Below are 22,736 nucleotides of genomic sequence, written 5' to 3'. Positions count from 1 at the left end.
ACACAGCCAGTAAGTTGGCTTTTATCGGCTTTAACTTACTGGCTTTTTTATACTTTTTGTAATAATTTTCTTTACGGCTTTTTTGCATTCTATACTTAAATCTGGCATAAGGTTTAACTACCTTGGGATTAAGGAGCGAATGATGAAAGCACGTACGGCGTTATGGGTTCCCGTTGCAGTTGGCTTATTGTTATCGGCATGCAGTAACCAAAGTACCAGCACAAGTGACCAAAGCAGTAGCGAAGAATCGCCATTAGACACGGAATTGTCTACAGAAACAGTGACCCCTATTCAAGCAACCCCAGCTTCGGCTCAGTCCGATTCAGAAATTCTTCGTCTTAACCAAGCGTTAGCAGATAACGAAGCGGAACTTCAGCGACTAGCCAGTTTACTAGACGATAAAGACAGCCAAATTGCGCAATTGCAGTCATCAACGAGTAATGCTGAAGTCTTGCTTGATCTAGAAAATGAAAAAACACAACGTGATGCGTTGGAATCTCGATATCAAGCTTTACAGCTTGAAAACAATCAGCTAAAAGACAAAATTCAACAATTAAGCTCAGAAAATACAACGCTCCATGACCAATTGGCGCAACTGGCCAGTCAATCTAGTCAAAGTGAGCAATGGCAACAAAACTACCAATTGGTTTTGGATGAAAAACAAAGCTTACAGCAACAAGTAGCGCAATTACGTCAGCAAAACAGTATTTTAGCCAGACAATTAGCTGATGCCCGTGAAGAGCATCAGTTACTAAGAGAACAGTATAATCAATTATCTATGGCGCCATCGGAATCCAATGCCTTGGAGCAAGCGCAAGCTCAACAAATAACGTCATTACAACGAAGTATTGCTGATTATCAAGCTACGATACGCCGTCAAGAGATGGTTTTAAAAGATTATCGATCGCAGGTAATTGCTTTGGAAGGAGCCATTGATGGTCATGCCGATATGGAAGCTCGCTGGCTGGCGATGGACCAAAAATTGGCTACTGCACAAGCCAATAACGTCCGCCTAGCTCAGCAACTAGCAAGTGCTCAAGCAAGTTTGAATGAGAAGAATCAACAAGTGTCAGATCTTAATCAGGCTTTAGTAAAACTCAAAAACGATCTTGGTATATTAGAAAACGATACCATTTCTTTACAAGCGGAAAGCCACTCGATGGATTCGCAATTGGTATCTAGTATCCAAACGGTGAATTGGCAACTACCAAATGAAATGGCTTTAAACGATACGTTTGAGATATTAGTAACGGCCACCGTAGCTCAGCCTGTATTAGGACAGAGTTATGAGGCTGAATTGATTACTGACAGTGAAATTCAAATGATTAGTAATGCTAAAGTCAAAGCCAATGTAGAAGGTGGTCAGCTGCAATGGCGTTGGCGATTAGCGGGTTTGAATGAAAAGCCAGAAGCGGAGCTCAACCTTTTGATTCGCCAGCAAATGAGTTTTAAAAATCAGACTATCCAAAGATTGGTGTATCAAGATAACCAGAGCCTAGCGTTAATTAACACCAACCTATTTGAAAAATACGGTTACTGGGCCATCGCCATCTTGCTTGGCCTACTTGGCGGTTTCCTAATTGGTCGTATTGGTAAAGGAAAAGCATCAGAACAGATTAGCTAACCTAGAAATAACGTTATGTAAATCGAAGCCAACTCTTATCTGAGAGTTGGCTTTTTTTAGCCTAGTGTTGCTGTGGTTGAACGCGCAGCTGGTAAAACGTGTAAGACACGGCAGGGATAGAAAATCAAAAGTGTTCAAAAATCAACCGCTCTGACCTCTTGAATTCTCAAATTCCAAGACGGTATCTTCCCTCAATTATCTTTTTGATTAAATTCACCGTTTTCTTAATGTATTTGAATGATTATTCAAATAGCACTTTTGTTAACTTAAATAATCTACCTAGCTTTAATTATAGAAAGGAGTAATAAAAATGGCATATGGCAATGATTTTTATGTAAAAGCCAATATTATTGGCTACACAGGGGATCTAAATGATAATCCAACGGTCTATTTTCAAAAGGGAAATCGATTTGGGCGAATCACACAAGATCATCCACATGCTAATAATATTGGTCGTAACCGCGTAAGAGAATACAACGATTACCGTATAAGCAATGTAGATGGCAAGGCTCAAGAGTATTACAATGGTTCGGTTCGCCATACTAGTCGCAATAGCTTTATTGCTGTCACGAGTGATACCGCAGCCGTTTTGGCTTTAGCGATCAGTAACTTTCCAAATAAAAAGCCGAAATATGACTAGTAAGTGAAACAAGCGCTTTAGGTGTTTGTTTTCCCTAAAGCGGCCATTCTTAGCCAAAGAATCACTTTATAGATAGCGATTTAGACCTTTTTTAAAAGTCGATGAATGATTTTTTGAGGCGCTCATCAGTTTAATAAAGGTATTTTTAATGTCGGCATTTCTTGGATGATCTAACAACGAATTGGCAGAAAGAGTGATAGAGCAGGGAATGGAAGCAGTGGCTATATTTGGGACACTAATGGTAATCCTTAGATCCAATGAAACTGATCCTAAGATTTTAAAGGGTGCTTGATACAGCGTTGTAAAATTTAAACCCAGGTCAAACACCTTAAGCCCATTGTTGAGTGGGCTTTTTTTATGCTAACCATTTGATCTTTTGAATCATTCATTTGCACATTACTATTTTTCAACGTAAAGCTGAATGCTTTTGCTATAGTAGGCTTGCTTATAATTTTGTGAGGTGTAAAGCGTGGCTAAATCGGTATCGTATTCTGTTCTTGAGCAGCGTCTATCTGAAAATGTATTGATTCTAGATGGTGCAATGGGAACCATGATTCAAGCTTATAAACTTGAGGAAGCGGATTACCGAGGCGAACGCTTTGCCGATTGGCAGAGTGATCTGAAAGGCAATAATGATTTATTGTCGATCACCCAGCCCGCCATCATCAAAGAGATACACGCTAAGTATCTTGAAGCGGGTGCGGACATCATAGAAACCAACACCTTCAATGCCAACTATATTTCCATGTTGGATTACCACATGGAAGCATTAAGCTACGAATTGAACTTTGAGTCCGCTCGATTGGCTCGCGAAGCGGCGGATGAATTTACGGCCAAGAATCCAACTAAGCCGCGTTTCGTGGCTGGGGCAGTGGGGCCAACCAGTCGAACCTGTACCATATCACCAGACGTAAACGATCCTGGTTTTCGAAATATTCACTTTGATGAATTAGTAGACGCCTACACCACAGCCGTAGATGGGTTAATTAAAGGTGGTGTCGACATTCTGTTGATCGAAACCATTTTCGATACCTTGAATGCCAAAGCGGCTATTTATGCTGTGCTGGATTACTTTGAGAAAACCGGTGTGCGTTATCCCATTATGATCTCTGGCACCATTACGGATGCGTCTGGCCGAACTTTATCGGGTCAAACGACAGAAGCGTTCTGGAATTCCATTGCCCATGCTAAACCCATTTCTGTTGGCCTTAACTGTGCGCTGGGTCCAAAAGAACTGCGTCAGTACGTGGAAGAAATATCCCGTATCGCCGACACGCATGTATCTGCGCACCCGAATGCTGGCTTACCGAATGCCTTTGGTGAATACGATGAATCACCAGATGAAATGTTGGATGAAATTCAAGGTTGGGTTGAGTCTGGCTTCTTGAACATCATTGGTGGCTGTTGTGGTACAGCGCCAGAGCACATTGAAACCTTTGCGAACGCTTTTGCGGACGCCAAACCACGTGTTATTCCTGAGATCGTGAAAGAGTGTCGCTTGTCTGGACTTGAGCCTTTCAACATTGGCGCCGACTCCTTGTTTGTTAATGTCGGAGAGCGAACTAATGTTACCGGTTCGGCTATGTTTAAGCGCTTAATCAAAGAAGGTGACTTTGATACCGCCTTGGATGTGGCACGTCAGCAAGTGGAAAACGGCGCGCAAATCATTGACATCAACATGGACGAAGGCATGTTGGATTCGCAAGCGGCGATGGAACGCTTCTTGAAATTAATCGCATCTGAGCCAGATATTTCTCGTGTGCCGATCATGCTGGACTCTTCCAAATGGGAAATTCTTGAAGCTGGGCTAAAGTGGATTCAAGGCAAAGGGGTGGTGAACTCGATCAGCATCAAGGAAGGCGAAGAGAAGTTTAAAGAGCAAGCCAGAAAACTGATGAAATATGGCGCGGCTGTCATTGTTATGGCGTTTGATGAAGCTGGGCAAGCGGATACTCGTGAGCGCAAAATTGAAATCTGTCGTCGCTCTTATCATATATTGGTTGACGAAGTCGGCTTCCCGCCAGAGGACATTATTTTCGATCCGAACATTTTCGCTATCGCTACCGGCATAGAAGAACACAATCGTTATGCGCTGGACTTCATCGAGGCGACGGGGGATATCACCCGTGAATTGCCTTATGCCAAGGTGTCTGGTGGTGTCTCAAATGTTTCTTTCTCATTTCGTGGCAATAACCCAGTTCGTGAAGCCATTCATGCGGTTTTCCTTTATCACGCCATTAAACAAGGCATGACAATGGGTATCGTCAATGCGGGTCAATTGGCCTTGTACGAAGACATTCCTTTGAAATTACGCGACGCCGTAGAAGATGCGGTTTTGAACCGTACACCGGATGCCACGGATAACTTATTAGCCATTGCCGGAGAGTTTGCTGGTACAGGAGAAGCCGCTGAGAAAGAAACGCAAGAATGGCGTGGTTTTCCAGTGGCTGAACGTTTATCCCATGCATTGGTAAAAGGGATCACGGAGTTTATTGACGAAGACACAGAAGAAGCTCGTTTGTCTTTCGACCGACCTTTAGAGGTAATTGAAGGTCCTTTGATGGATGGCATGGGTATCGTTGGTGACCTATTTGGCTCAGGCAAAATGTTTTTGCCTCAGGTAGTGAAGTCGGCACGTGTAATGAAAAAAGCCGTGGCTTACTTGATGCCTTTCATTGAAGAAGAGAAAGCGCGAAACATGGACACAGCTTCGTCCAGTAATGGCAAGATTGTCATGGCAACGGTGAAAGGCGATGTGCACGACATTGGTAAAAACATTGTGGGTGTGGTGTTGCAATGTAATAACTTTGAAGTGATTGACTTAGGCGTTATGGTGTCATCGGAAACCATCTTACGTACCGCGAAAGAAGAAGGTGCCGACATGATAGGTTTGTCCGGTTTAATCACGCCTTCTTTGGATGAAATGGTGCACGTGGCTAAAGAGATGGAGCGCCAAGGTTTTGATTTGCCAGTGATGATAGGTGGCGCAACCACTTCAAAAGCCCATACCGCCGTCAAAATTGAACAAAACTACAAACGTAATCAAGTCGTTCATGTCACGAACGCATCACGCAGTGTGGGCGTCGCCAGCGCTTTGCTAAGTAAAGATACTGAGCGTCGCCAGAGCTTTGTTGATGACATCAAAGCAGATTATGAAAAGACTCGCATTCGCTATAAAGACAGAGCCAAAGCGGGGCGTCGTGTGGGTATTGATAAAGCAAGAAAAAACAAGCCTCCAGTAACCTTTGACGGACAAGTGGTAACACCGAATCAGCTTGGGGTGACTGTGCTCAGTGAGAAGGATATCGACCTTGCCGTGGTGAAAGACTACATAGATTGGACGCCATTTTTCCAAACATGGGAATTAGCAGGTGCTTATCCGCGTATCTTGACCGATGACGTAGTGGGAGAGGAAGCGACTCGAGTTTACCAAGATGCGTTGGTCATGTTGGATAACGTCATTGCTGAGGCCAGCTTACAGGCAAGAGCGGTCGTCGGCTTGTTCCCAGCGAATCAGGTGAATCATGATGATATTGAGATTTATGCCGATGAGTCACGCAGCGACGTTGTAGAAACCTTATCCTTCTTACGCATTCAAAATGAGTTAACCGCGCCAGGCAAATACAATCACAGTTTGGCGGACTTTATTGCTCCGAAAGAATCGGGCGTTGCGGATTACATGGGGGCCTTCGCTTGTGCTGCAGGTTTTGGTATTGAACCTTTGGTAGAGCAGTACGAAGCCGACCATGATGATTACAATTCCATCATGATTAAAGCCGTAGCGGATCGTTTGGCAGAAGCCACTGCTGAATACTTGCATGAAAAAGTACGTAAGGATTTATGGGGATATGCCCCACAAGAAAGCTTAAGTAATCAAGAGTTGATTAAAGAGAAATATCAAGGTATTCGACCTGCGCCGGGTTATCCAGCTTGCCCTGATCACACAGAAAAAAGCAAATTATGGGATCTGTTGGGGGCCAATGAACGTATTGGTATGGAGCTCACTGAAAGCTTCGCTATGTTACCAACGGCTGCGGTGAGTGGCTGGTATTTCGCGCACCCGGATTCCACTTACTTTGGTGTCGGTAAAATTGGTCCAGACCAAGTGGAAGAATATGCTGAACGTAAAGGCATGAGCAAAGATGACGCTGAGCGTTGGTTAGCGCCAAACTTAGGATACGATCCTGAAGACGATCGTGTATAAAGTAAGTCAAACGACTGAGAGATTTCATGGCTAAGGTAATTAAGGATTCCGAGCAACATAAAAATCGCATGCAAGCCATTAAAAAGCATGTAGATAAGCGCATTGCTAAGGCACAAGAAGACAAAGGGACGTTTGTACTACTTACTGGTAATGGTAAAGGTAAATCCAGTTCTGCTTTAGGTATGGTGGCACGTGCTTTGGGTCATGGCATGAAAGTGGGAGTGGTGCAGTTTCTAAAAGGGGAGTGGAACACAGGAGAAATAGATTTCTTTCGTCAGCAGGATAATGTTCGATGGGAAATTATGCCTTCCGGTTTTACCTGGGAAACACAAAGTCGTGACGCCGACATTCAGTCCTCTGAGCAAGCTTGGTGTCAAGCTGAAGAAATGTTGCAAGACGATAGTTTCGATCTCGTGGTGTTAGATGAATTAACCTACCTATTGCATTATGAATACCTTGATGAAGGTAAGGTGTTGGATGCCTTGATGGCGCGTCCAGAAAATCAACATTTAGTGGTGACTGGGCGTGGCGCTTCAGATGTGTTGGTTGAACTTGCAGATACCGTAAGTGAGATAAAAGAAGTGAAACATGCTTTTAAACGAGGCGTCAAGGCGCAAAAAGGCTTAGAGTTTTAGCTTTTGCTAGTGTATTTGACTGGATTTTTGGTTTTATTTAGATGAATATGCTACTCGCTCGCTGGTATGATTTGTTCCTTTATATCCAACAGTATTTGAGGTGAGTTATGTCTTCTATTGAGCGCTTGGAAGTGGGTCAACGCATGAGCCGTATTGTAAAACACAATGGCACCATTTATTTGTGTGGTCAGGTAGCAGCGGATGCGAATGCAGGTATTGCTGAGCAGACACAAACCATGTTGGATAAAGTAGAGGTTTTGTTAGCTCAAGCAGGATCTGACAAAGAGCACATTCTTTCGGCGACAGTCTACATTCGTGATATGAAAGACTTTGCTGCGATGAACGCTGTTTGGGATGCTTGGGTGCCAGAAGGTCATGCTCCTGCCCGTGCTTGCGTTGAGGCTAGAATGGCTCGTCCAGAGTTGCTAGTTGAAGTCTCTGTAGTTGCCGCTGAAAAATAATTTTTCGCTTAATATTAACTGGTGTCGTTCGATGCCAGTTTTTAATTTCTTTTTACGACAACATCATTTTCGACTAAAGCGTTGCTTAATACTCGGATGGTTCTTGCCATATCTCTTGAAAGGTTCATGAGTAAGATGCCAAAATCGAATGGGTAATCGTCATGAAAGTCACTAAACAGCTGACTTGATATTTCCAGCAATAGGCTGTCTTCATTAGCGTGCAGGCTTCCTACTCGCTCATGAAGTGCAATCATAGAGACAAACCCGATGGCTTCACCGAACTTAATTGTTCGGGTTCGAGTTTGTTTATCTCCATGCTGTTTATAGAAATCCAAATTGCCATGCAGCACAGCGTGAAAACTATTGCCTTTGCTACCATAGGAAAAGATCTCTTCCCCCATACCCACTTGATGAATCACACCATTATCCAATAGATATTGAATGCCAGAATCAGATAGGGCACCAAAAATGGAGCCTTTTTTTAATTCAGCTGGTGATATGTCGTATTTTGCTTCATTTGCTAAGACGGTTTGCATAAGAACCCTCCCGTCATTTTCTTTGTTCTATTAATCATCGACCAATTTTGGTGTTTCTAAATGATTTTTTCATAATTTAAGTGTGGCGCGGTTGATGCCAATAAACTAGGTGCTTTTTGTGTGGTCGAGTAACACATCATATTCCTTTGTAATCATAAGTGAGAGTGCGGTGATGAAATGTCCGTTATTCGCCATAACTGTATTGATCGATATCAGAACAGGTTCGCAACCCATGGGCTTTCTATGCGATAATACGCGCACTTAATTGCCCCAATGGGGTAAAAACAAATTATTTATTGAAGAGTGGAATGAAACCTTGTTAACAACAGCCAATATCACCATGCAATTTGGTGCAAAACCTCTATTCGAAAACGTCTCTGTAAAGTTTGGCGAAGGCAAACGTTATGGACTCATCGGTGCAAACGGTTGTGGTAAATCCACCTTCATGAAAATTCTAGGTGGTGACTTAGAGCCGAGCGCAGGTAACGTGTCTAAAGATCCTAATGAGCGCTTGGGTAAACTGAAGCAGGATCAATTTGCCTACGAAGAGTATTCAGTCATTGATACTGTCATTATGGGTCACACTGAGCTATGGGCGATTAAATCTGAAAAAGATGCCATCTACGCAAAAGCCGAAATGACTGAAGAAGATGGTTTGCGAGCGGGCGATTTGGAAGCCGAATTTGCTGAAATGGATGGGTACACGGCGGATGCTCGTGCCGGTGAGCTATTGTTAGGGGTTGGTATTCCAACTGAACAGCATTACGGTTTAATGAGTGAAGTTGCGCCGGGGTTGAAATTGCGAGTGTTGCTGGCTCAAGCTTTGTTTTCTGATCCTGATATTTTATTGTTGGACGAGCCAACCAACAACTTGGACATTAATACCATTCGCTGGTTGGAAGGGGTACTTGTCGAACGTACTTGTACCATGATCATTATTTCCCACGATCGTCACTTCTTGAACTCTGTTTGTACCAATATGGCTGACTTGGATTACGGTGAACTGCGTTTGTTCTCTGGTAATTATGATGAATACATGACGGCAGCGACTCAGGTACGTGAACGCTTGTTGGCCGACAATGCGAAGAAGAAAGCGCAAATCAATGAATTGAAATCCTTTGTTAGCCGTTTCTCTGCTAACGCATCTAAGTCGAAACAAGCCACGTCTCGTGCCAAACAGATTGATAAAATTCAATTGGAAGAGGTGAAGCCGTCTAGCCGTCAAAACCCATTTATTCGTTTTGAGCAGGAGAAGAAGCTTCACCGTTTAGCTTTACAGGTTGAGAATGTTGCGAAATCCTACGATGAAAAGATTTTCAGTGATCTGAATATGATGGTCGAAGTAGGTGAGCGTATTGCGGTCATTGGTCCAAACGGTATCGGTAAAACAACCCTATTGAAATGTCTGGTAGGGGATACGGAATTGACTCAAGGTGATGTGAACTGGTCAGATAATGCTAATATCGGTTACTACGCTCAAGATCATGCTCATGAGTTTGAAAAAGACGTGGATCTTTTGGAATGGATGGGGCAATGGGGACAAGAAGGAGACGACGAGCAGGTCATTCGTGGCACTCTTGGTCGCTTGTTGTTCTCACAAAACGACATCAAAAAGTCGGTTAAAGTTTTGTCTGGTGGTGAGCAAGGCCGCATGTTGTTTGGTAAGTTGATGCTGCAAAAGCCAAATGTTCTTGTGATGGATGAACCGACTAACCACATGGATATGGAATCGATTGAATCCTTAAACCTAGCGCTTGAACATTACCCAGGTACTTTGTTGTTTGTCAGTCATGACCGTGAATTTGTTTCCTCTTTGGCAACACGTATCGTTGAAGTCACAGCAGATGGCATTGTTGATTTCCATGGTACATACGATGAATACCTCGCTAAGATGGACAGTTAAGTTTAACTGACGTTTTTTCTTTAAAAAAAGGGAAATCGATTGATTTCCCTTTTTTAGTTTTTCTGCCCCAACATGGATAATGCTTGTTCAGCGTTTGTCTTCATAGCTGTCCGCTGCTTGATATTCCAATATTTCTACCTCATCACCTTGTTGGATCACGCCTTGATTTAAGGCAACCATATTGATACCAAATGTAATACCTGCATTTTTCAGTTTACGGAATTTTGCGAGAGTTTTTAGCGGCTCACCTAGCTTACTGCGCTCGGCATTATCCGGATCAATGGTGGTAAAGATACAGCGCACACAAGGCTTAATGTTTTCAAATTCTACCTCACCTATGCGAATGCGCTTCCAGGTATCTTCTGCGAATGCTTCACTGCCTTTGATGACAATGTTAGGGCGAAATTGCGCCATACGAATCTGTTCTGGGCACGTTCGGTTTAATTCTTCTAATGATGCTTCGGTGGTTAGCAGAAAAGGGTAACCATCTGCAAAACCAACAGGAGAATCAGGACGACGACTGGTAAAGCGTTGTGAAGATTTGCCAAAAAATACCAGCTCGGCTTCGATGGGTAAGAAAGCTTGAAACCAAAGGCTTGCTGTTTCTCCTACCGACTGTGCTGAGATGGTGTTCCCCCAAATCGTGACGTCTCGATAGGTTTGAGAAAAATCATTTGTATTTAGGATTAATTTGCTTCTAGCATCAGGGTGGCTGAGTTCAAGGCAATTATTTGGTAATATTTGAGCTTTGATTTGGGTTAATTGTGGGTATTTTCGACCCGTAATGAAATCGCCGTCTGGCTTGATGAGCATATAGCGACGATCATCTTTAAGTCCTGACAATTGCACTTCAGCGCGAGTGTGCTTGATTCCATGAATGGATTTAATTGGGTAAATGGCAAGTTCACTGAGTAAATAAGACATAACAACTCCTGCTTTAAGCAACCATTATTACGTATTTTAGGGGCTTGAGAAAGGAGAAAACCCCGGGGCGTAAGCCGCCGAGGTTTTGAACTAGCTAATCGAATAGCTTATAGATAGTAGGATTCTAATGGTGGAAAGCCGTTAAATTCGATGGCACTGTATGTCGTCGTGTAAGCGCCAGTAGACAACCAGTACATGCGATCACCAATTGCTAAATTCAAAGGCAGACCATATTTATAGTTCTCATACATGATATCTGCACTATCACAAGTTGGGCCCGCAATGATCACTTCTTCCAATTCCCCACCTTTTTCAACGTGAATAGGGTATTTAATCGATTCATCTAAAGTTTCAATTAAGCCTGAAAACTTACCCACATCGGTAAAGACCCAGCGGTTTAACGCCGTATGGGATTTACGAGAAATAAGCACCACTTCACTGACTAGAATGCCGGCATTTGAAATCAATGAGCGACCAGGTTCTAAAATGATACGTGGAATATCATCACCAAAATCTTCTTCTAAGAAGCGAGTGATCTCTTCTGCGTAAACAGATAACTCATTTGTCTTAGAAAGGTAGTTCGCCGGGAAACCACCGCCCATATTGATCATTTGAAGAACAATCCCATCTTCTTCTTTAAGACGTTCGAAAATCACTTTTACGCTAGCAATGGCTGCATCCCATGCACCAATATCACGCTGTTGTGAACCAACATGGAAAGATACACCGTATGGAACAAGTCCAAGTTCTTTCGCCAAAATTAGCAAATCCATCGCCATGTCAGGACGACAACCAAATTTACGTGATAGTGGCCAGTCAGCCGTTACCGTGCCTTCTGTCAAAATACGTACGTAGATTTTAGAGCCTGGAGCCGCTTTAGCAATGTTGCGTAAATCCGCTTCTGAGTCCGTTGCGAACATACGTACGCCTTTTTCATAAAAATAGCGTACATCTTTGGCTTTTTTAATAGTATTACCATAACTTACACGATCTGGAGATATGCCACCAATGGCAAATAATTTATCCAACTCATAGCGAGATGCTACGTCAAAATTAGAGCCGCGATCTCTTAGTAGCTCTAGAATTTGTGGAGCGGGATTGGCTTTGATCGCATAAAAAATATCAGCAACTGGAAAGCCTTTGCTTAATTCTGTGTAAGCTTCATCGATGATTTCTGTGTCAATGACAACAAAAGGGGTGTCTTTATTATCTGCAAACGCTTTTAGACGAGCAAAACGTTCTGGAGTGTAGAATTCATTAACGTCAATAGACATGGAGGTGCTCCTATTAAGCAAACATAAACCGAAAATTAGTAAACGCCTTTACCTTCTCCCGTCCTACTTATGGCTGTTACTTATCCGGCTCGATGGCCTTAAGCGACTAGCGCAGCAGTTGAAGCGGTGCGGATTATGTTCAGCAATGACGCGGGCGCAATTTAAGGCTGAATTAACTGCCCGTCAAGTATTTTTTGGCACCTTAAACAAAAAAAGGGGCAATAAAAAGCCCCTTGGATAGTTTGCACCTTTTTTAGACGTTATTTACGTAACAACACATTTTGAAAGTGGTGGATTGAACTACCTATTATTAAGGCTCCAACAAAGTAGATGCCTTCCATTGGGTTGTTTGTTAATGCCGTTAAGCCAGGTCCTGGACAGTAGCCACTTAACCCCCAACCAATGCCAAATAGTCCTGCGCCAATCAGCAACTTACGATCAATGTGCTTTAGGTTGGGTACTTGCCATTCGTTTGCGATAATAGGACTAAGGCGTTTGTTTTTGATCCAATAACCAAGCATGCCAACCGAGATTGCGCCTCCCATCACGGCTATGAGTGAAGGATTCCAATCGCCGAAAATATCCAAAAAACCAATCACGACAGCTGGGTTGGTCATTTCCGAGATGGCTAACCCTAAGCCAAATAATAAGCCAGTTATAAAGGTGACGAATGCATACATGATTAACTCCTATTGGGTAACAGCAACGGTGATAATGGCGGTTGCCATAAACGCTAAGGTGGCAACGATGGATCGAATGGATAAGCGAGAAATGCCGCAAACCCCGTGGCCGCTCGTACAACCACCACCCAAGCGCGTACCATAACCAACTAATAAGCCAGAAATAATCAATAGCCATGGACTCCTTATTTCAGGAAAAGGGACGCTTGGCTGAAAAAACGTGCCATAAGCACTGCCTCCTAGAATGAGGCCCAAGATAAATAATAATGGAAGAAGGCGACCTTTATTAAATAAGAGCTGTGCTAAAATTCCACTTATTCCAATAACACGACCTGTTGTAATAAGGTAAAAACTGGTAGTAAGGCCAATCAATAGGCCGCCCAATATTGGGTAAGTTAAGTTTTCCATTGGGATCTCCTTAGATATTAGATAATTCTAATGTATATTTATTAGTATTGTCTAATGTTTTGGGTTGAATTTAGTAAAAATTACCTAATTTATTGAAAGAGGGTATATGGATGCGATGAAACTCGGTCATAATATCAACACGGCAAATTATGTGTTTCTGTTGCCAAACGAACCCAAACTGGACGAAAACATTTTACCCTCAGAGCATAGTGTCGACCTGTTGATTGAGCTGAATGGTAATCACTGGCGTAAAATTCTTACCATAATGGCTAAGTTGACGTCAGTGAACCCTGACCAGTGGCGAGAACATAGAGAGGTTACTTTATTCGGCGAGGTGGGCATTACGTTTAACGCAACAGAGCTAATGTCTATTGCACATAAAACAAATACGATCTTTATTGTTGGCCTTAAATTACGGCAGCAGTGGCCTGTATTAGAGGGAAGTGTACAGGTTGGTCTGGATTGCTGGATTAAGCGCCCGTATGTTTGGTGTCCATATTTAGATTATCGTCAATTTCCGAATGCATTAATTTCAGAGTTAAGAGAGACCTTATAAATGTTAAACCTACTAAAAAGCCTTTTCTCCATGCCGATTGAGCCAGAAGAGCAAATATCCTATCAGAAGGCCGTGGCGGCATTATTAATGGAGGTGATGTTAGCGGATCATCACGTGGCGCCAGAAGAAGAGAAAGAAATTAAACGCATTTTAAATGAAGTCAGTGATCTTGGTGATGACATAGAGTTAATATATGAAGAAGCACGAAAAGGTGTCGATGAGGCCAATGATTTATATCAGTTTACCAAAGTGATCAATGATCATGCTTCGTTAGAGCAAAAAATGCAGCTGTTAAAAGGGCTTTGGCATGTGGCTTTGTCTGATGGCGATCTTGATGCTCATGAAGATCATCGAATACGTCGAATCAGTGAATTGCTCTTTATGCCGCATTCTGAATTTATACAGTCTAAATTGGCGGTCCAAGAAGAGTTACAGCAATAGTGCCACAATGAATGAGTTGAGAATTTTGATCATAAAAAAACGGCTTTAGTGAAACTAAGGCCGTTTTATTGACTGGCTTAAGATTGACGAATCTTAAGCGGCAAAGTTCGCTGCTGCAAATTCCCAGTTTGCAAGCGCCCAGAACCCTTTTAGGTAATCTGGACGAACATTACGGTAGTCGATGTAATAAGCATGTTCCCAAAGGTCAACCGTGATTAACGGTGTTTGGCCTTCAGTTAATGGTGTGCTAGCGTTACTGGTATTGATGATTTCTAATTCACCAGCAGCGGTTTTGACCAACCAAGTCCAGCTTGAACCAAAGTTGTTAACAGCTTTATCGTTAAATGCTTCTTGGAAGGCTTCAAAAGAACCCCATTTAGCATTCATCGCATCCGCTAGTGCACCTGTTGGCTGACCGCCACCATTTGGGCTTAAGCTGTTCCAGAAAAAAGTGTGGTTCCAGATCTGTGCCGCATTGTTGAAGACTGGACCTGCAGGAGCTGACTCAATGATCTCCTCAAGGTTTTTGCCTTCATATTCCGTGCCAGGAACAAGACCATTAAGCTTAACAACATAAGTGTTGTGGTGCTTACCGTGGTGATATTCCAATGTCTCTACAGACATGTGTGGCTCAAGTGCGTCTTTCGCGTATGGTAGCGCGGGCAATTCAAAAGACATTACGATTCTCCTTGCTTTTAATTAACTAAAGTGCTTGTTATCAAGCAGTTAATGGTGCTTATATAGTAGCATCGAAAGAACTAAGATAATATTATTTAGAATTGTTCTATCTGGATTTTCCATAATTTTTGTTAATAACCAATATATTAGATTTTCATGCGAAGAGACGATGATGTAGAGATCCCAAGTATGACTTTGGATCAAGATGAAGTAAGTGAGAGAAGGCAGAAGGCTGACGTGCCAAAAACACGCCCAGCGCCTTCTCCTGCTAAACCCGCTCATGCCCCTGCTGTGGTTCATAAGAAGCAAAGCTTATTTGGTATATACCTTCTTTTGTTTCTGATATTAGCCTTTTCAGGGGCGGCTGGTTTTTGGTTGTGGCAGCAAAATCAACAATTACGTAACGAGCTTTACGGTGCAAAAAGCGAAATTGAAAACCTTGATCATCAATTACTGGCCGCGGATGTATCGGCTAATGAACAAGGACAAACCGTTGAGCAAACGCTTAAAACTCATGAGAGTGAGATTCGTAAACTGTGGGGGGTGTCTTATGACAGAAACCGCAAAACCATCGCTGAAAACAGTGACGCTGTTGATTTATTGAAGCAGCAAATTAAAACCCTAAAATCAGATCTGTCCACACAAGCGAAACGCATCGCTTACCAAGATGACGCATTTAGCGATTTGGAAGCGGCTTACAATAAGTTGTTACCCACGGTGGCGGCGCTTGATGGTTTAACAAAAGATCTGGGGACGCAAGTTAATAGTCAAAGCGATAAAGTTCAACAGCAAGCAGTGCAGCTTACTAAGGTAGAGAAAAATCTCAACGAGCAAACAGGAACAACTCAAGCGCTTGGTTTGAGTGTTGAAAGCGTGTCACAGGAACTCAGCCGATTACAGAATCAGTTAAACACGGTTGAAGAAAAAGCCACTGCATCAAATGCTTCAGATTTAACGCAGGTGCAGCAGACCTTGAAACAGCAGCAGGAAGCAATTCAATCCAGCGATGCGTTCCGATCGCAAGTAAATGCAGAAATCATTCGTTTGCGCAAGCAGATTAATCAGCTGATGTTAGAGCAACAATTGAACGCTCAATAGTCATCTGTAAGATACCCTAATTAAAAGGCTAAAGCGGAGACGCTTTAGCCTTTTTTATGCTGTTACATAAGTGGAATCTATATAGCTTTTTTAATATACATATTCTACTAAAGTCTAGATGATGTGGTTTTTATAACTTAAAGGCATGTTATAGTGTAAGAAATGCTAAAGCCTTAATATTAGAGATGGGACATTATGACAGAGGCAAGACTGACACACCTAAAACAGCTTGAAGCGGAAAGTATTCATATTATCCGTGAAGTGGCTGCTGAATTTGATAATCCTGTAATGCTTTATTCCATAGGCAAAGATTCAGCGGTCATGCTGCATTTGGCCATGAAAGCTTTTTATCCAGGAAAGCCTCCGTTTCCATTAATGCATGTGGATACGGGGTGGAAATTTAAAGAGATGATTACGTTTCGTGATGAGATGGTTGCCAAGCTTGGTCTTGAGCTTATCGTTCATCAAAACCAAGAAGGACTTGATCAAGGCATTGGTCCTTTCACTCATGGTAGTGCGAAACATACGGATGTGATGAAAACCCAAGCCCTGAAGCAAGCCTTAGATAAATATGGCTTTGATGCGGCGTTTGGCGGTGCCCGTCGCGATGAAGAAAAATCCCGTGCCAAAGAGCGCGTGTATTCTTTTCGTGATAAACAACATCGTTGGGACCCTAAGAATCAGCGTCCTGAATTATGGAATATCTATAATGGGAAAGTAAACAAGGGCGAAAGTATTCGTGTTTTCCCTTTGTCAAACTGGACTGAGCTGGATATCTGGCAATACATCTACTTAGAAAGTATTCCAATTGTTCCTTTGTATTTCTCTGAAAAACGTCCTGTTGTCGAGCGTGATGGTACTTTGATTATGGTGGATGATGATCGTATGCCATTAAACGGTGAGCAACCTGAAATGAAATCGGTACGTTTTCGTACGTTAGGTTGCTATCCATTGACTGGAGCGGTGGAGTCGGAAGCCAACACACTCCCTGAAATCATTCAGGAAATGTTGCTGACCAAGAGTTCAGAGCGTCAAGGGCGAATGATTGACCATGACTCAGCTGGGTCTATGGAAGAAAAGAAGAAACAAGGTTATTTCTAAGTTTGGAGTAAAAGAGCATGTCTCACCAGTCAGAACTGATCAGCCAAGACATACTTGGTTATCTAAAACAGCATGAAGAAAAAGACTTACTGCGTCTTCTGACATGCGGTAACGTTGATGACGGTAAAAGTACCTTAATAGGCCGCTTATTACATGATTCTAAATTGATTTATGAAGATCATTTGGATGCCGTCAAACGTGATAGTAAAAAATCCGGTACACAGGGCGAAGAAGTTGACCTCGCGCTTCTAGTAGATGGTTTACAAGCTGAACGTGAACAAGGCATTACTATTGACGTAGCATACCGTTATTTTTCAACGGAAAAGCGTAAATTTATCATCGCCGATACACCTGGACACGAACAATACACCCGTAATATGGCAACCGGTGCGTCGACCTGTGATTTGGCGATCATCTTGATTGATGCCCGCTATGGTGTGCAAACGCAAACACGTCGTCATAGTTACATTGCGTCTTTGCTTGGCATTAAGCATGTGGTTGTGGCCGTTAACAAGATGGACTTGGTCGATTTCTCTGAGCAAACTTTTAATGACATCCAGTCAGACTATTTGAAGTTTGTCGATCAGCTTGGTGATCGTAAACCAGCAGACATTCAATTTGTTCCTATGTCAGCGTTACGTGGTGATAATGTTGTTAATCCATCTGAGAGCACGCCTTGGTATAAAGGCGGTTCATTAATGTCGATTCTCGAATCGGTGCAAATTGATCGTAACGTTAAGCAGTCGGCCTTCAGATTGCCTGTGCAGTATGTAAATCGTCCTAATTTGGATTTTCGTGGTTTCGCTGGCACGATAGCAGCAGGTCAAGTAAAGCCAGGTGATAAAGTGGTGGCCTTGCCTTCCGGTAAAACCTCTAACGTGGATAAAATTGTCACCTTCGATGGTGAGTTGGACTCCGCAAAAGCGGGCCAAGCCGTTACCATTACTTTAACGGATGAAATTGACATCAGTCGTGGCGATATGCTGTCTCATGCTGATGAGGAACCGTTAATTTCATCAGCATTACGCGCGTCTCTTGTGTGGATGGCCGAACAGCCATTAGTAGCAGGTAAGTTATATGACTTTAAGTTAGGTACACAAACCGTACCAGGTAAAGTACATCACTTTAATCACAAAATTGATGTGAATACTCTTGAACACAGCACCATTGATGAACTTGAATTAAATGGTATTGGAGACGCTGTATTGCAGTTCGATACGCCTGTGGCATTTGACGAATATCAGAACAGTCGATTGACAGGGGCCTTGGTCATCATTGATCGCCTCACCAATGTTACCGTTGGTGCTGGTATGGTTGAAGAGGCGGTCGTTGAGCTAGACCAAGAATCTCTAGTAACCGCTGAAGATCGTGCGGCTCGTCTTGGTCAAAAGCCAGCCATTATTGCTTTGTCCTCTCAAGTACTGGATAAATCGGATGTGATTGAGCGCTTGTTGCTAAGAAGTGGCGTAACGGCCCTTGCAAAAGCCAATGCAACCAGTGAAGAAGCTAATTTAGTGCGCGAAACAGGTGTGGCTATTTTGGTTTCTGATGACAATGTGGCGGATTATTCGATCAGTGGCATTGAGGTTGATGATGTTGTCGAGCAAATTATAGAGAGCATTCGTCTATAAAAGACGTTTTGCGATCTTCCAATACAAAAAGCCTACTCTTAGAGTAGGCTTTTTTCTTATGAAATACAGTCAGGTGCAAAGCATAATGATCAATGGGGTTAAGCCATCTCAGCATCTTGTCGCTTTACTTCTTTATGCTGATCTTCATTACTGCCTAATTTCCAGTAGCTGGAAATATAAAGGTTCTCTTTTGACACCGCTTTGTCTTTCTTAAAGAAGTTTCGTAGCGTTTTCATGCTATTAAACTCACAAGCGGTCCAAACAGCTGGAGAGCCTTGAAGCCATTCAAGTGATTGCAATTGTTTTAATAATAGGTCGCTTTGTTGGCCTGGATGCGGGTTGATTGCCCATACCATCTTTATGCCTTCTGGGTGTGCAAGGGGTTGAATGTCAGCTTCAGATACGACTTCAATGACAGCGTAGCCTTTTGCGTCTTCTGGCAATTGGGCTAGATTGACACTAATGGCTGGTAGGGCCGTCATGTCTCCCAGTAATAAATACCAATCACCAGTGTTAGCAATCATTTTTTTAGGGCCTGGGCCACCAATGCAAATGCTATCTCCAGGTTGAGAAGATTTTGCCCAAGATGATGCCGGACCACCATCTTCATGGAGCATGAAATCGATATCTATTTCATTGTGACGTTGGTGGCGTATGGTATAAGTTCGAAATAAAGGTTTGCCATCGGTGGGAAAGATTAGCTTTACGTAGCCACTTTCCTGATCGTCTGGAATGGTTTGGATATTGTCCCCGCCAAGCGTGACTCTTAGCATATTTGGCGAGATTAACTCTTTACGAATAACGATGAAGTCTCTAGGTTGCATTCTGCTCATAATGTTTGGCCTTAATCTTTTGAATACTGAGTTAGGTTGCTTTTCATCAACTCGGTCAGTTGAATAAAGCTTTCTATTTCTGGTTGCGTCAAGCCACCGCACATTTGGGTGCGTGCTTGGTTTTCAATATGGGTAATTTTTTTTGTAATCCTTTACCTGCGGCCGTTAATGAAATAACTTGGCAACGATTATTGGTCGGATGTTTGTCTTTTTCGATGTAATCTTGTTCCAGTAAATCTCTCACTAGTCTTGCGACTTGAGATTTGTCTAATCTTAACCTTTGAGTGATATCGCGGGCGCTGCAATTTTCAATGTTAGTGATGCACTTTAGTGCCCGAATATGAGTGACAGGGATTGAGATGCCGCCTTCAGTCGCGAGATATTTCAATGCTTTACGATAGCTTAACATTAAGCCATGTAGCGCTTCGCTGATATTATGCTGCATATGGCTAGCCTCTATTTGAGAATGATTTTACTTTAATTTCATTGGTTGACTTTGTCAACTTGATTTTTTTATTGTCGAATAAGACCTCACTGTTTGCATAATTTAATAGCAGGGCGCTAGTATAAATGATGCCTAAACTAGGCTCTTAAATATTGAGAATGTAAGTCACCATATGAACAGAAAGACAGCTATTGATTTAATTATAAGGGCGCTTGAGGCGCGTTTTGAGACAGCCAGAGCGGCTGCACAGCAAGCAAGAGAGGCGGCGATAAACGAAGAGAGTGTGGCTGAAACTAAATACGATACGTTTGGTCTTGAATCCTCTTATTTAGCTCATGGACAATCACAACGTGTCATCGAGTGTGAAAATGATTGGTTGCAATTTAGTCGCCAAGTCCCGATTGAAAACGATGCGAATGATAAAGTAGTTTTGTGGTCGTTAATTAGGTTAGTTCCCTTAAATGAAGCATTGTCTCTGAGGTATTTTTTCATCTCAAATATTGCTGGTGGTTTGAGTTTGCAGTATCTGCATTCATCCTTGGTGCTGATTTCGCCAGAGACACCGGTTGGTAAAATTCTGTTAGGCCAAGAAGAAGGGGAGTGTATTTCGCTCACTTTAGCAGGGCAAACAACGGAATTTGAGATTGACTCGATTCAATAATTGCATTGTCTCGTGACAAATTTGGTTCTACCTATAGAGAGTCGGACTCGCTTCGCATATAATGCTTGGCCTTAAAATATTCTGTTATCCTGCTAGTTGAAATGACAGCGTTATTCTCGTTGATTAGCTGTCAGGATGACACACTAAGAACATAGCTCTCTTACTGAGACAGTAATAGGAAAGAAATTATGCGCAGCCATTATTGCGGCGAATTAAATGCTTCTAACATTTCACAAGAAATTACTTTATGCGGTTGGGTTCATCGTCGCCGTGATCACGGTGGTGTTATCTTCTTAGACGTACGTGATCGTGAAGGGATCACTCAGGTTGTTTTTGACCCAGATCGTGCGGATAGCTTCGCTTTGGCTGACAGTGTTCGTAACGAATATGTGATCAAGTTAACTGGTTTGGTTCGAGCTCGTCCTGAAGGGACAGTTAACCCGAACATGCGTACGGGTGAAATTGAGGTTTTAGGCACTAGCTTAGAGATTCTTAATGCTGCGCAAACGCCGCCGTTCCAATTAGACGAGCATCAGGCCGTAGGTGAAGATATTCGACTTAAGAATCGTTTCATCGATTTGCGTCGCCCAGAAGTTCAACAAAAAATGCGCTTCCGTTCAAAAGTAACGTCTGTTCTTCGTCGTTATTTAGATGACAACGGCTTCCTAGACATTGAGACACCAATTTTGACACGTGCAACACCAGAAGGTGCTCGTGATTACTTGGTGCCAAGCCGCACGCAGCAGGGCAGCTTCTTTGCTTTGCCACAATCGCCACAATTGTTTAAGCAATTGTTGATGGTGTCTGGCTTTGATCGTTATTATCAGATTGCTAAATGTTTCCGTGATGAAGACTTGCGTGCTGATCGTCAGCCTGAATTTACTCAAGTGGATATTGAAACCTCCTTTATGAGTGAAGAGCAAATTATGGGTATGACGGAAGACATGATTACCGGTTTGTTCAAAGAGTTATTGAATGTGGATCTGGGGGCTTTTCCTCGCATGCCTTACTCAGAAGCAATGGAAACATACGGTAGCGATAAGCCTGATTTACGTATTCCATTAACGATTGTTACTGTGTCTGACTTGATGAAAGAAGTTGATTTCAAAGTCTTCTCTGGCCCTGCAACAGATCCTAAAGGTCGCGTTGCCGCATTGAAAGTGCCAAATGGCAATTCATTGACTCGTAAACAAATCGACGACTACACCAAGTTTGTTGGCATTTACGGTGCGAAAGGTTTGGCTTACATAAAGGTGAATGATAAGACCAAGCTTGAAGATGGTGATGATTGTGGCTTGCAGTCGCCAATCGTTAAGTTCTTGCCTGTGTCTGTTCGTGAAGCTTTGATGACTCGTCTTGATGCGCAAGATGGTGATTTGATCTTCTTTGGTGCGGATTCTGAAAAAGTGGTTAACGAAGCGCTTGGTGCGTTACGTTGCAAGCTTGGCGAAGACATGAATCTTTACACTTGTGAGTGGGCACCACTTTGGGTTGTTGATTTCCCAATGTTTGAAGAAACCAGTGATGGCGGTATTACCGCGATTCACCATCCATTTACAGCACCTTCTTGTTCTCCTGAAGAATTAAAAGCGAATCCTTTGACAGCATTGTCTCAGGCATACGACATGGTCCTAAATGGTACAGAGCTTGGTGGTGGTTCGATTCGTATTCACCAATCCGATATGCAGGAGTCTGTGTTCGAATTGTTGAATATTTCAAAAGAAGAGCAAGAAGAGAAGTTTGGTTTCTTGTTAGACGCATTGAAATTTGGTGCGCCACCGCACGGTGGTTTGGCATTCGGTTTAGATCGTTTGGTTATGTTGATGACAGGATCAAGCTCTATTCGTGATGTTATTGCCTTCCCTAAAACTCAAAGTGCGACTTGTTTGTTAACTCAAGCGCCAGGTGAAGTTAGCGAGAAGCAATTGAAAGAATTAAGCATTCGTGTTCGTAAGCCGGTTGCAGAATAACTTTTTTGCAAACGAATCGCTTAAATTAAGCGG

21 protein-coding genes are annotated in these 22,736 nt (G+C 42.7%); 13 read left to right on the top strand and 8 right to left on the bottom strand.

Features of this window, described 5'->3' with window-relative positions; translation table 11 throughout:
* Positions 1-139 precede the first annotated feature (139 nt).
* The 5 genes from ACHUFM_RS02595 (at position 140) to ACHUFM_RS02575 (ending at position 7,564) form a co-directional block, all read left to right on the top strand.
* Complete coding sequence (locus ACHUFM_RS02595; RefSeq protein WP_394179273.1) at positions 140-1,624, top strand: coiled-coil domain-containing protein; 1,485 nt, start codon at positions 140-142, stop codon at positions 1,622-1,624.
* A 310-nt stretch (positions 1,625-1,934) separates the two neighbouring features.
* The gene (locus ACHUFM_RS02590) at positions 1,935-2,264 is read left to right on the top strand and encodes a hypothetical protein (protein ID WP_394179272.1); all 330 of its coding nucleotides are present in this window, start codon (positions 1,935-1,937) and stop codon (positions 2,262-2,264) included.
* A gap of 469 nt (positions 2,265-2,733) precedes the next feature.
* On the top strand, positions 2,734-6,468 hold the full coding sequence (metH, locus tag ACHUFM_RS02585) for a methionine synthase (protein ID WP_394179271.1): 3,735 nt from the start codon (positions 2,734-2,736) through the stop codon (positions 6,466-6,468).
* Positions 6,469-6,494: 26 nt separating this feature from the next.
* Complete coding sequence (cobO, locus tag ACHUFM_RS02580; protein WP_394179269.1) at positions 6,495-7,103, top strand: cob(I)yrinic acid a,c-diamide adenosyltransferase; 609 nt, start codon at positions 6,495-6,497, stop codon at positions 7,101-7,103.
* A gap of 107 nt (positions 7,104-7,210) precedes the next feature.
* Positions 7,211-7,564 carry a RidA family protein gene (locus tag ACHUFM_RS02575; protein WP_394179267.1) on the top strand — a complete coding sequence of 118 codons (354 nt, stop codon included), beginning with the start codon at positions 7,211-7,213 and terminating at the stop codon, positions 7,562-7,564.
* 41 nt (positions 7,565-7,605) lie between these two features.
* On the opposite strand, the gene ACHUFM_RS02570 is transcribed toward ACHUFM_RS02575, so the two are convergent.
* A complete protein-coding gene (locus tag ACHUFM_RS02570; RefSeq protein ID WP_113874777.1) occupies positions 7,606-8,100 on the bottom strand; it encodes a cyclic nucleotide-binding domain-containing protein in 495 nt (164 codons plus the stop codon).
* 316 nt (positions 8,101-8,416) lie between these two features.
* On the opposite strand from ACHUFM_RS02570, the gene ACHUFM_RS02565 reads away from it, so the two are divergent.
* The gene (locus ACHUFM_RS02565) at positions 8,417-10,003 is read left to right on the top strand and encodes an ABC-F family ATPase (RefSeq protein ID WP_113874865.1); all 1,587 of its coding nucleotides are present in this window, start codon (positions 8,417-8,419) and stop codon (positions 10,001-10,003) included.
* Between the two features lie 87 nt (positions 10,004-10,090).
* Here ACHUFM_RS02565 and ACHUFM_RS02560 read toward each other — a convergent pair whose 3' ends face one another.
* The 4 genes from ACHUFM_RS02560 to ACHUFM_RS02545 form a co-directional block, all read right to left on the bottom strand.
* A complete protein-coding gene (locus ACHUFM_RS02560; protein ID WP_394179264.1) occupies positions 10,091-10,927 on the bottom strand; it encodes an MOSC domain-containing protein in 837 nt (278 codons plus the stop codon).
* 107 nt (positions 10,928-11,034) lie between these two features.
* Positions 11,035-12,201, bottom strand: a complete 1,167-nt coding sequence (locus tag ACHUFM_RS02555) for a type III PLP-dependent enzyme (protein ID WP_394179262.1) — start codon at positions 12,199-12,201, stop codon at positions 11,035-11,037.
* Positions 12,202-12,461: 260 nt separating this feature from the next.
* Positions 12,462-12,881: a DUF6691 family protein gene (locus ACHUFM_RS02550; RefSeq protein WP_394179260.1), complete on the bottom strand. Its 420-nt coding sequence runs from the start codon at positions 12,879-12,881 to the stop codon at positions 12,462-12,464.
* A 9-nt stretch (positions 12,882-12,890) separates the two neighbouring features.
* Positions 12,891-13,289 (bottom strand): YeeE/YedE family protein, encoded by a 399-nt coding sequence (locus tag ACHUFM_RS02545; RefSeq protein WP_394179258.1) that lies wholly within the window; start codon positions 13,287-13,289, stop codon positions 12,891-12,893.
* A gap of 106 nt (positions 13,290-13,395) precedes the next feature.
* Here ACHUFM_RS02545 and ACHUFM_RS02540 point away from each other — a divergent pair, with 106 nt between their 5' ends.
* Positions 13,396-13,845, top strand: a complete 450-nt coding sequence (locus ACHUFM_RS02540; protein ID WP_394179256.1) for a DUF6942 family protein — start codon at positions 13,396-13,398, stop codon at positions 13,843-13,845.
* The gene (locus ACHUFM_RS02535) at positions 13,846-14,286 is read left to right on the top strand and encodes a tellurite resistance TerB family protein (protein WP_394179254.1); all 441 of its coding nucleotides are present in this window, start codon (positions 13,846-13,848) and stop codon (positions 14,284-14,286) included.
* A gap of 93 nt (positions 14,287-14,379) precedes the next feature.
* On the opposite strand, the gene ACHUFM_RS02530 is transcribed toward ACHUFM_RS02535, so the two are convergent.
* Positions 14,380-14,964: a superoxide dismutase gene (locus ACHUFM_RS02530; protein WP_394179252.1), complete on the bottom strand. Its 585-nt coding sequence runs from the start codon at positions 14,962-14,964 to the stop codon at positions 14,380-14,382.
* A gap of 156 nt (positions 14,965-15,120) precedes the next feature.
* On the opposite strand from ACHUFM_RS02530, the gene ACHUFM_RS02525 reads away from it, so the two are divergent.
* The 3 genes from ACHUFM_RS02525 to cysN all read left to right on the top strand — a co-directional run bounded on the left by ACHUFM_RS02525 (position 15,121) and on the right by cysN (position 18,794).
* Positions 15,121-16,062 (top strand): hypothetical protein, encoded by a 942-nt coding sequence (locus ACHUFM_RS02525; RefSeq protein WP_394179250.1) that lies wholly within the window; start codon positions 15,121-15,123, stop codon positions 16,060-16,062.
* A gap of 195 nt (positions 16,063-16,257) precedes the next feature.
* Positions 16,258-17,163 carry a sulfate adenylyltransferase subunit CysD gene (gene cysD, locus ACHUFM_RS02520; protein WP_394179248.1) on the top strand — a complete coding sequence of 302 codons (906 nt, stop codon included), beginning with the start codon at positions 16,258-16,260 and terminating at the stop codon, positions 17,161-17,163.
* 17 nt (positions 17,164-17,180) lie between these two features.
* Positions 17,181-18,794 carry a sulfate adenylyltransferase subunit CysN gene (cysN, locus tag ACHUFM_RS02515; protein ID WP_394179246.1) on the top strand — a complete coding sequence of 538 codons (1,614 nt, stop codon included), beginning with the start codon at positions 17,181-17,183 and terminating at the stop codon, positions 18,792-18,794.
* A gap of 98 nt (positions 18,795-18,892) precedes the next feature.
* Here the strand turns inward: cysN and ACHUFM_RS02510 are convergent, their stop codons facing one another.
* Both ACHUFM_RS02510 and ACHUFM_RS02505 read right to left on the bottom strand, forming a co-directional pair.
* Positions 18,893-19,627, bottom strand: coding sequence for a siderophore-interacting protein (locus tag ACHUFM_RS02510; RefSeq protein WP_394179244.1), 735 nt, complete (start codon positions 19,625-19,627; stop codon positions 18,893-18,895).
* Positions 19,628-19,715: 88 nt separating this feature from the next.
* The gene (locus ACHUFM_RS02505; RefSeq protein WP_394179242.1) at positions 19,716-20,072 is read right to left on the bottom strand and encodes a MarR family winged helix-turn-helix transcriptional regulator; all 357 of its coding nucleotides are present in this window, start codon (positions 20,070-20,072) and stop codon (positions 19,716-19,718) included.
* Between the two features lie 172 nt (positions 20,073-20,244).
* Here ACHUFM_RS02505 and ACHUFM_RS02500 point away from each other — a divergent pair, with 172 nt between their 5' ends.
* Together ACHUFM_RS02500 and aspS are read left to right on the top strand one after the other, a co-directional pair.
* On the top strand, positions 20,245-20,733 hold the full coding sequence (locus ACHUFM_RS02500; RefSeq protein ID WP_394179240.1) for a transcription elongation factor GreAB: 489 nt from the start codon (positions 20,245-20,247) through the stop codon (positions 20,731-20,733).
* A gap of 188 nt (positions 20,734-20,921) precedes the next feature.
* Positions 20,922-22,703, top strand: a complete 1,782-nt coding sequence (gene aspS, locus ACHUFM_RS02495) for an aspartate--tRNA ligase (RefSeq protein WP_394179238.1) — start codon at positions 20,922-20,924, stop codon at positions 22,701-22,703.
* Positions 22,704-22,736: the final 33 nt, after the last annotated feature.

The sequence above is a fragment of the Marinomonas posidonica genome (assembly GCF_043643765.1).
Classification (GTDB): Bacteria; Pseudomonadota; Gammaproteobacteria; order Pseudomonadales; family Marinomonadaceae; genus Marinomonas; species Marinomonas posidonica_A.
Note: the sequence above shows the minus strand (reverse complement) of the source record. Positions and strands in the feature narration are given on the sequence as shown.

Coding starts and splice junctions, on each gene's coding strand:
- ACHUFM_RS02595 (WP_394179273.1), top strand. CDS start 140: ATGATGAAAGCACGTACGGCGTTATGGGTTCCCGTTGCAGTTGGCTTA.
- ACHUFM_RS02590 (WP_394179272.1), top strand. CDS start 1,935: ATGGCATATGGCAATGATTTTTATGTAAAAGCCAATATTATTGGCTAC.
- cobO (WP_394179269.1), top strand. CDS start 6,495: ATGGCTAAGGTAATTAAGGATTCCGAGCAACATAAAAATCGCATGCAA.
- ACHUFM_RS02575 (WP_394179267.1), top strand. CDS start 7,211: ATGTCTTCTATTGAGCGCTTGGAAGTGGGTCAACGCATGAGCCGTATT.
- ACHUFM_RS02570 (WP_113874777.1), bottom strand. CDS start 8,100: ATGCAAACCGTCTTAGCAAATGAAGCAAAATACGACATATCACCAGCT.
- ACHUFM_RS02560 (WP_394179264.1), bottom strand. CDS start 10,927: ATGTCTTATTTACTCAGTGAACTTGCCATTTACCCAATTAAATCCATT.
- ACHUFM_RS02555 (WP_394179262.1), bottom strand. CDS start 12,201: ATGTCTATTGACGTTAATGAATTCTACACTCCAGAACGTTTTGCTCGT.
- ACHUFM_RS02550 (WP_394179260.1), bottom strand. CDS start 12,881: ATGTATGCATTCGTCACCTTTATAACTGGCTTATTATTTGGCTTAGGG.
- ACHUFM_RS02545 (WP_394179258.1), bottom strand. CDS start 13,289: ATGGAAAACTTAACTTACCCAATATTGGGCGGCCTATTGATTGGCCTT.
- ACHUFM_RS02540 (WP_394179256.1), top strand. CDS start 13,396: ATGGATGCGATGAAACTCGGTCATAATATCAACACGGCAAATTATGTG.
- ACHUFM_RS02535 (WP_394179254.1), top strand. CDS start 13,846: ATGTTAAACCTACTAAAAAGCCTTTTCTCCATGCCGATTGAGCCAGAA.
- ACHUFM_RS02530 (WP_394179252.1), bottom strand. CDS start 14,964: ATGTCTTTTGAATTGCCCGCGCTACCATACGCGAAAGACGCACTTGAG.
- ACHUFM_RS02525 (WP_394179250.1), top strand. CDS start 15,121: ATGCGAAGAGACGATGATGTAGAGATCCCAAGTATGACTTTGGATCAA.
- cysD (WP_394179248.1), top strand. CDS start 16,258: ATGACAGAGGCAAGACTGACACACCTAAAACAGCTTGAAGCGGAAAGT.
- cysN (WP_394179246.1), top strand. CDS start 17,181: ATGTCTCACCAGTCAGAACTGATCAGCCAAGACATACTTGGTTATCTA.
- ACHUFM_RS02510 (WP_394179244.1), bottom strand. CDS start 19,627: ATGAGCAGAATGCAACCTAGAGACTTCATCGTTATTCGTAAAGAGTTA.
- ACHUFM_RS02505 (WP_394179242.1), bottom strand. CDS start 20,072: ATGCAGCATAATATCAGCGAAGCGCTACATGGCTTAATGTTAAGCTAT.
- ACHUFM_RS02500 (WP_394179240.1), top strand. CDS start 20,245: ATGAACAGAAAGACAGCTATTGATTTAATTATAAGGGCGCTTGAGGCG.
- aspS (WP_394179238.1), top strand. CDS start 20,922: ATGCGCAGCCATTATTGCGGCGAATTAAATGCTTCTAACATTTCACAA.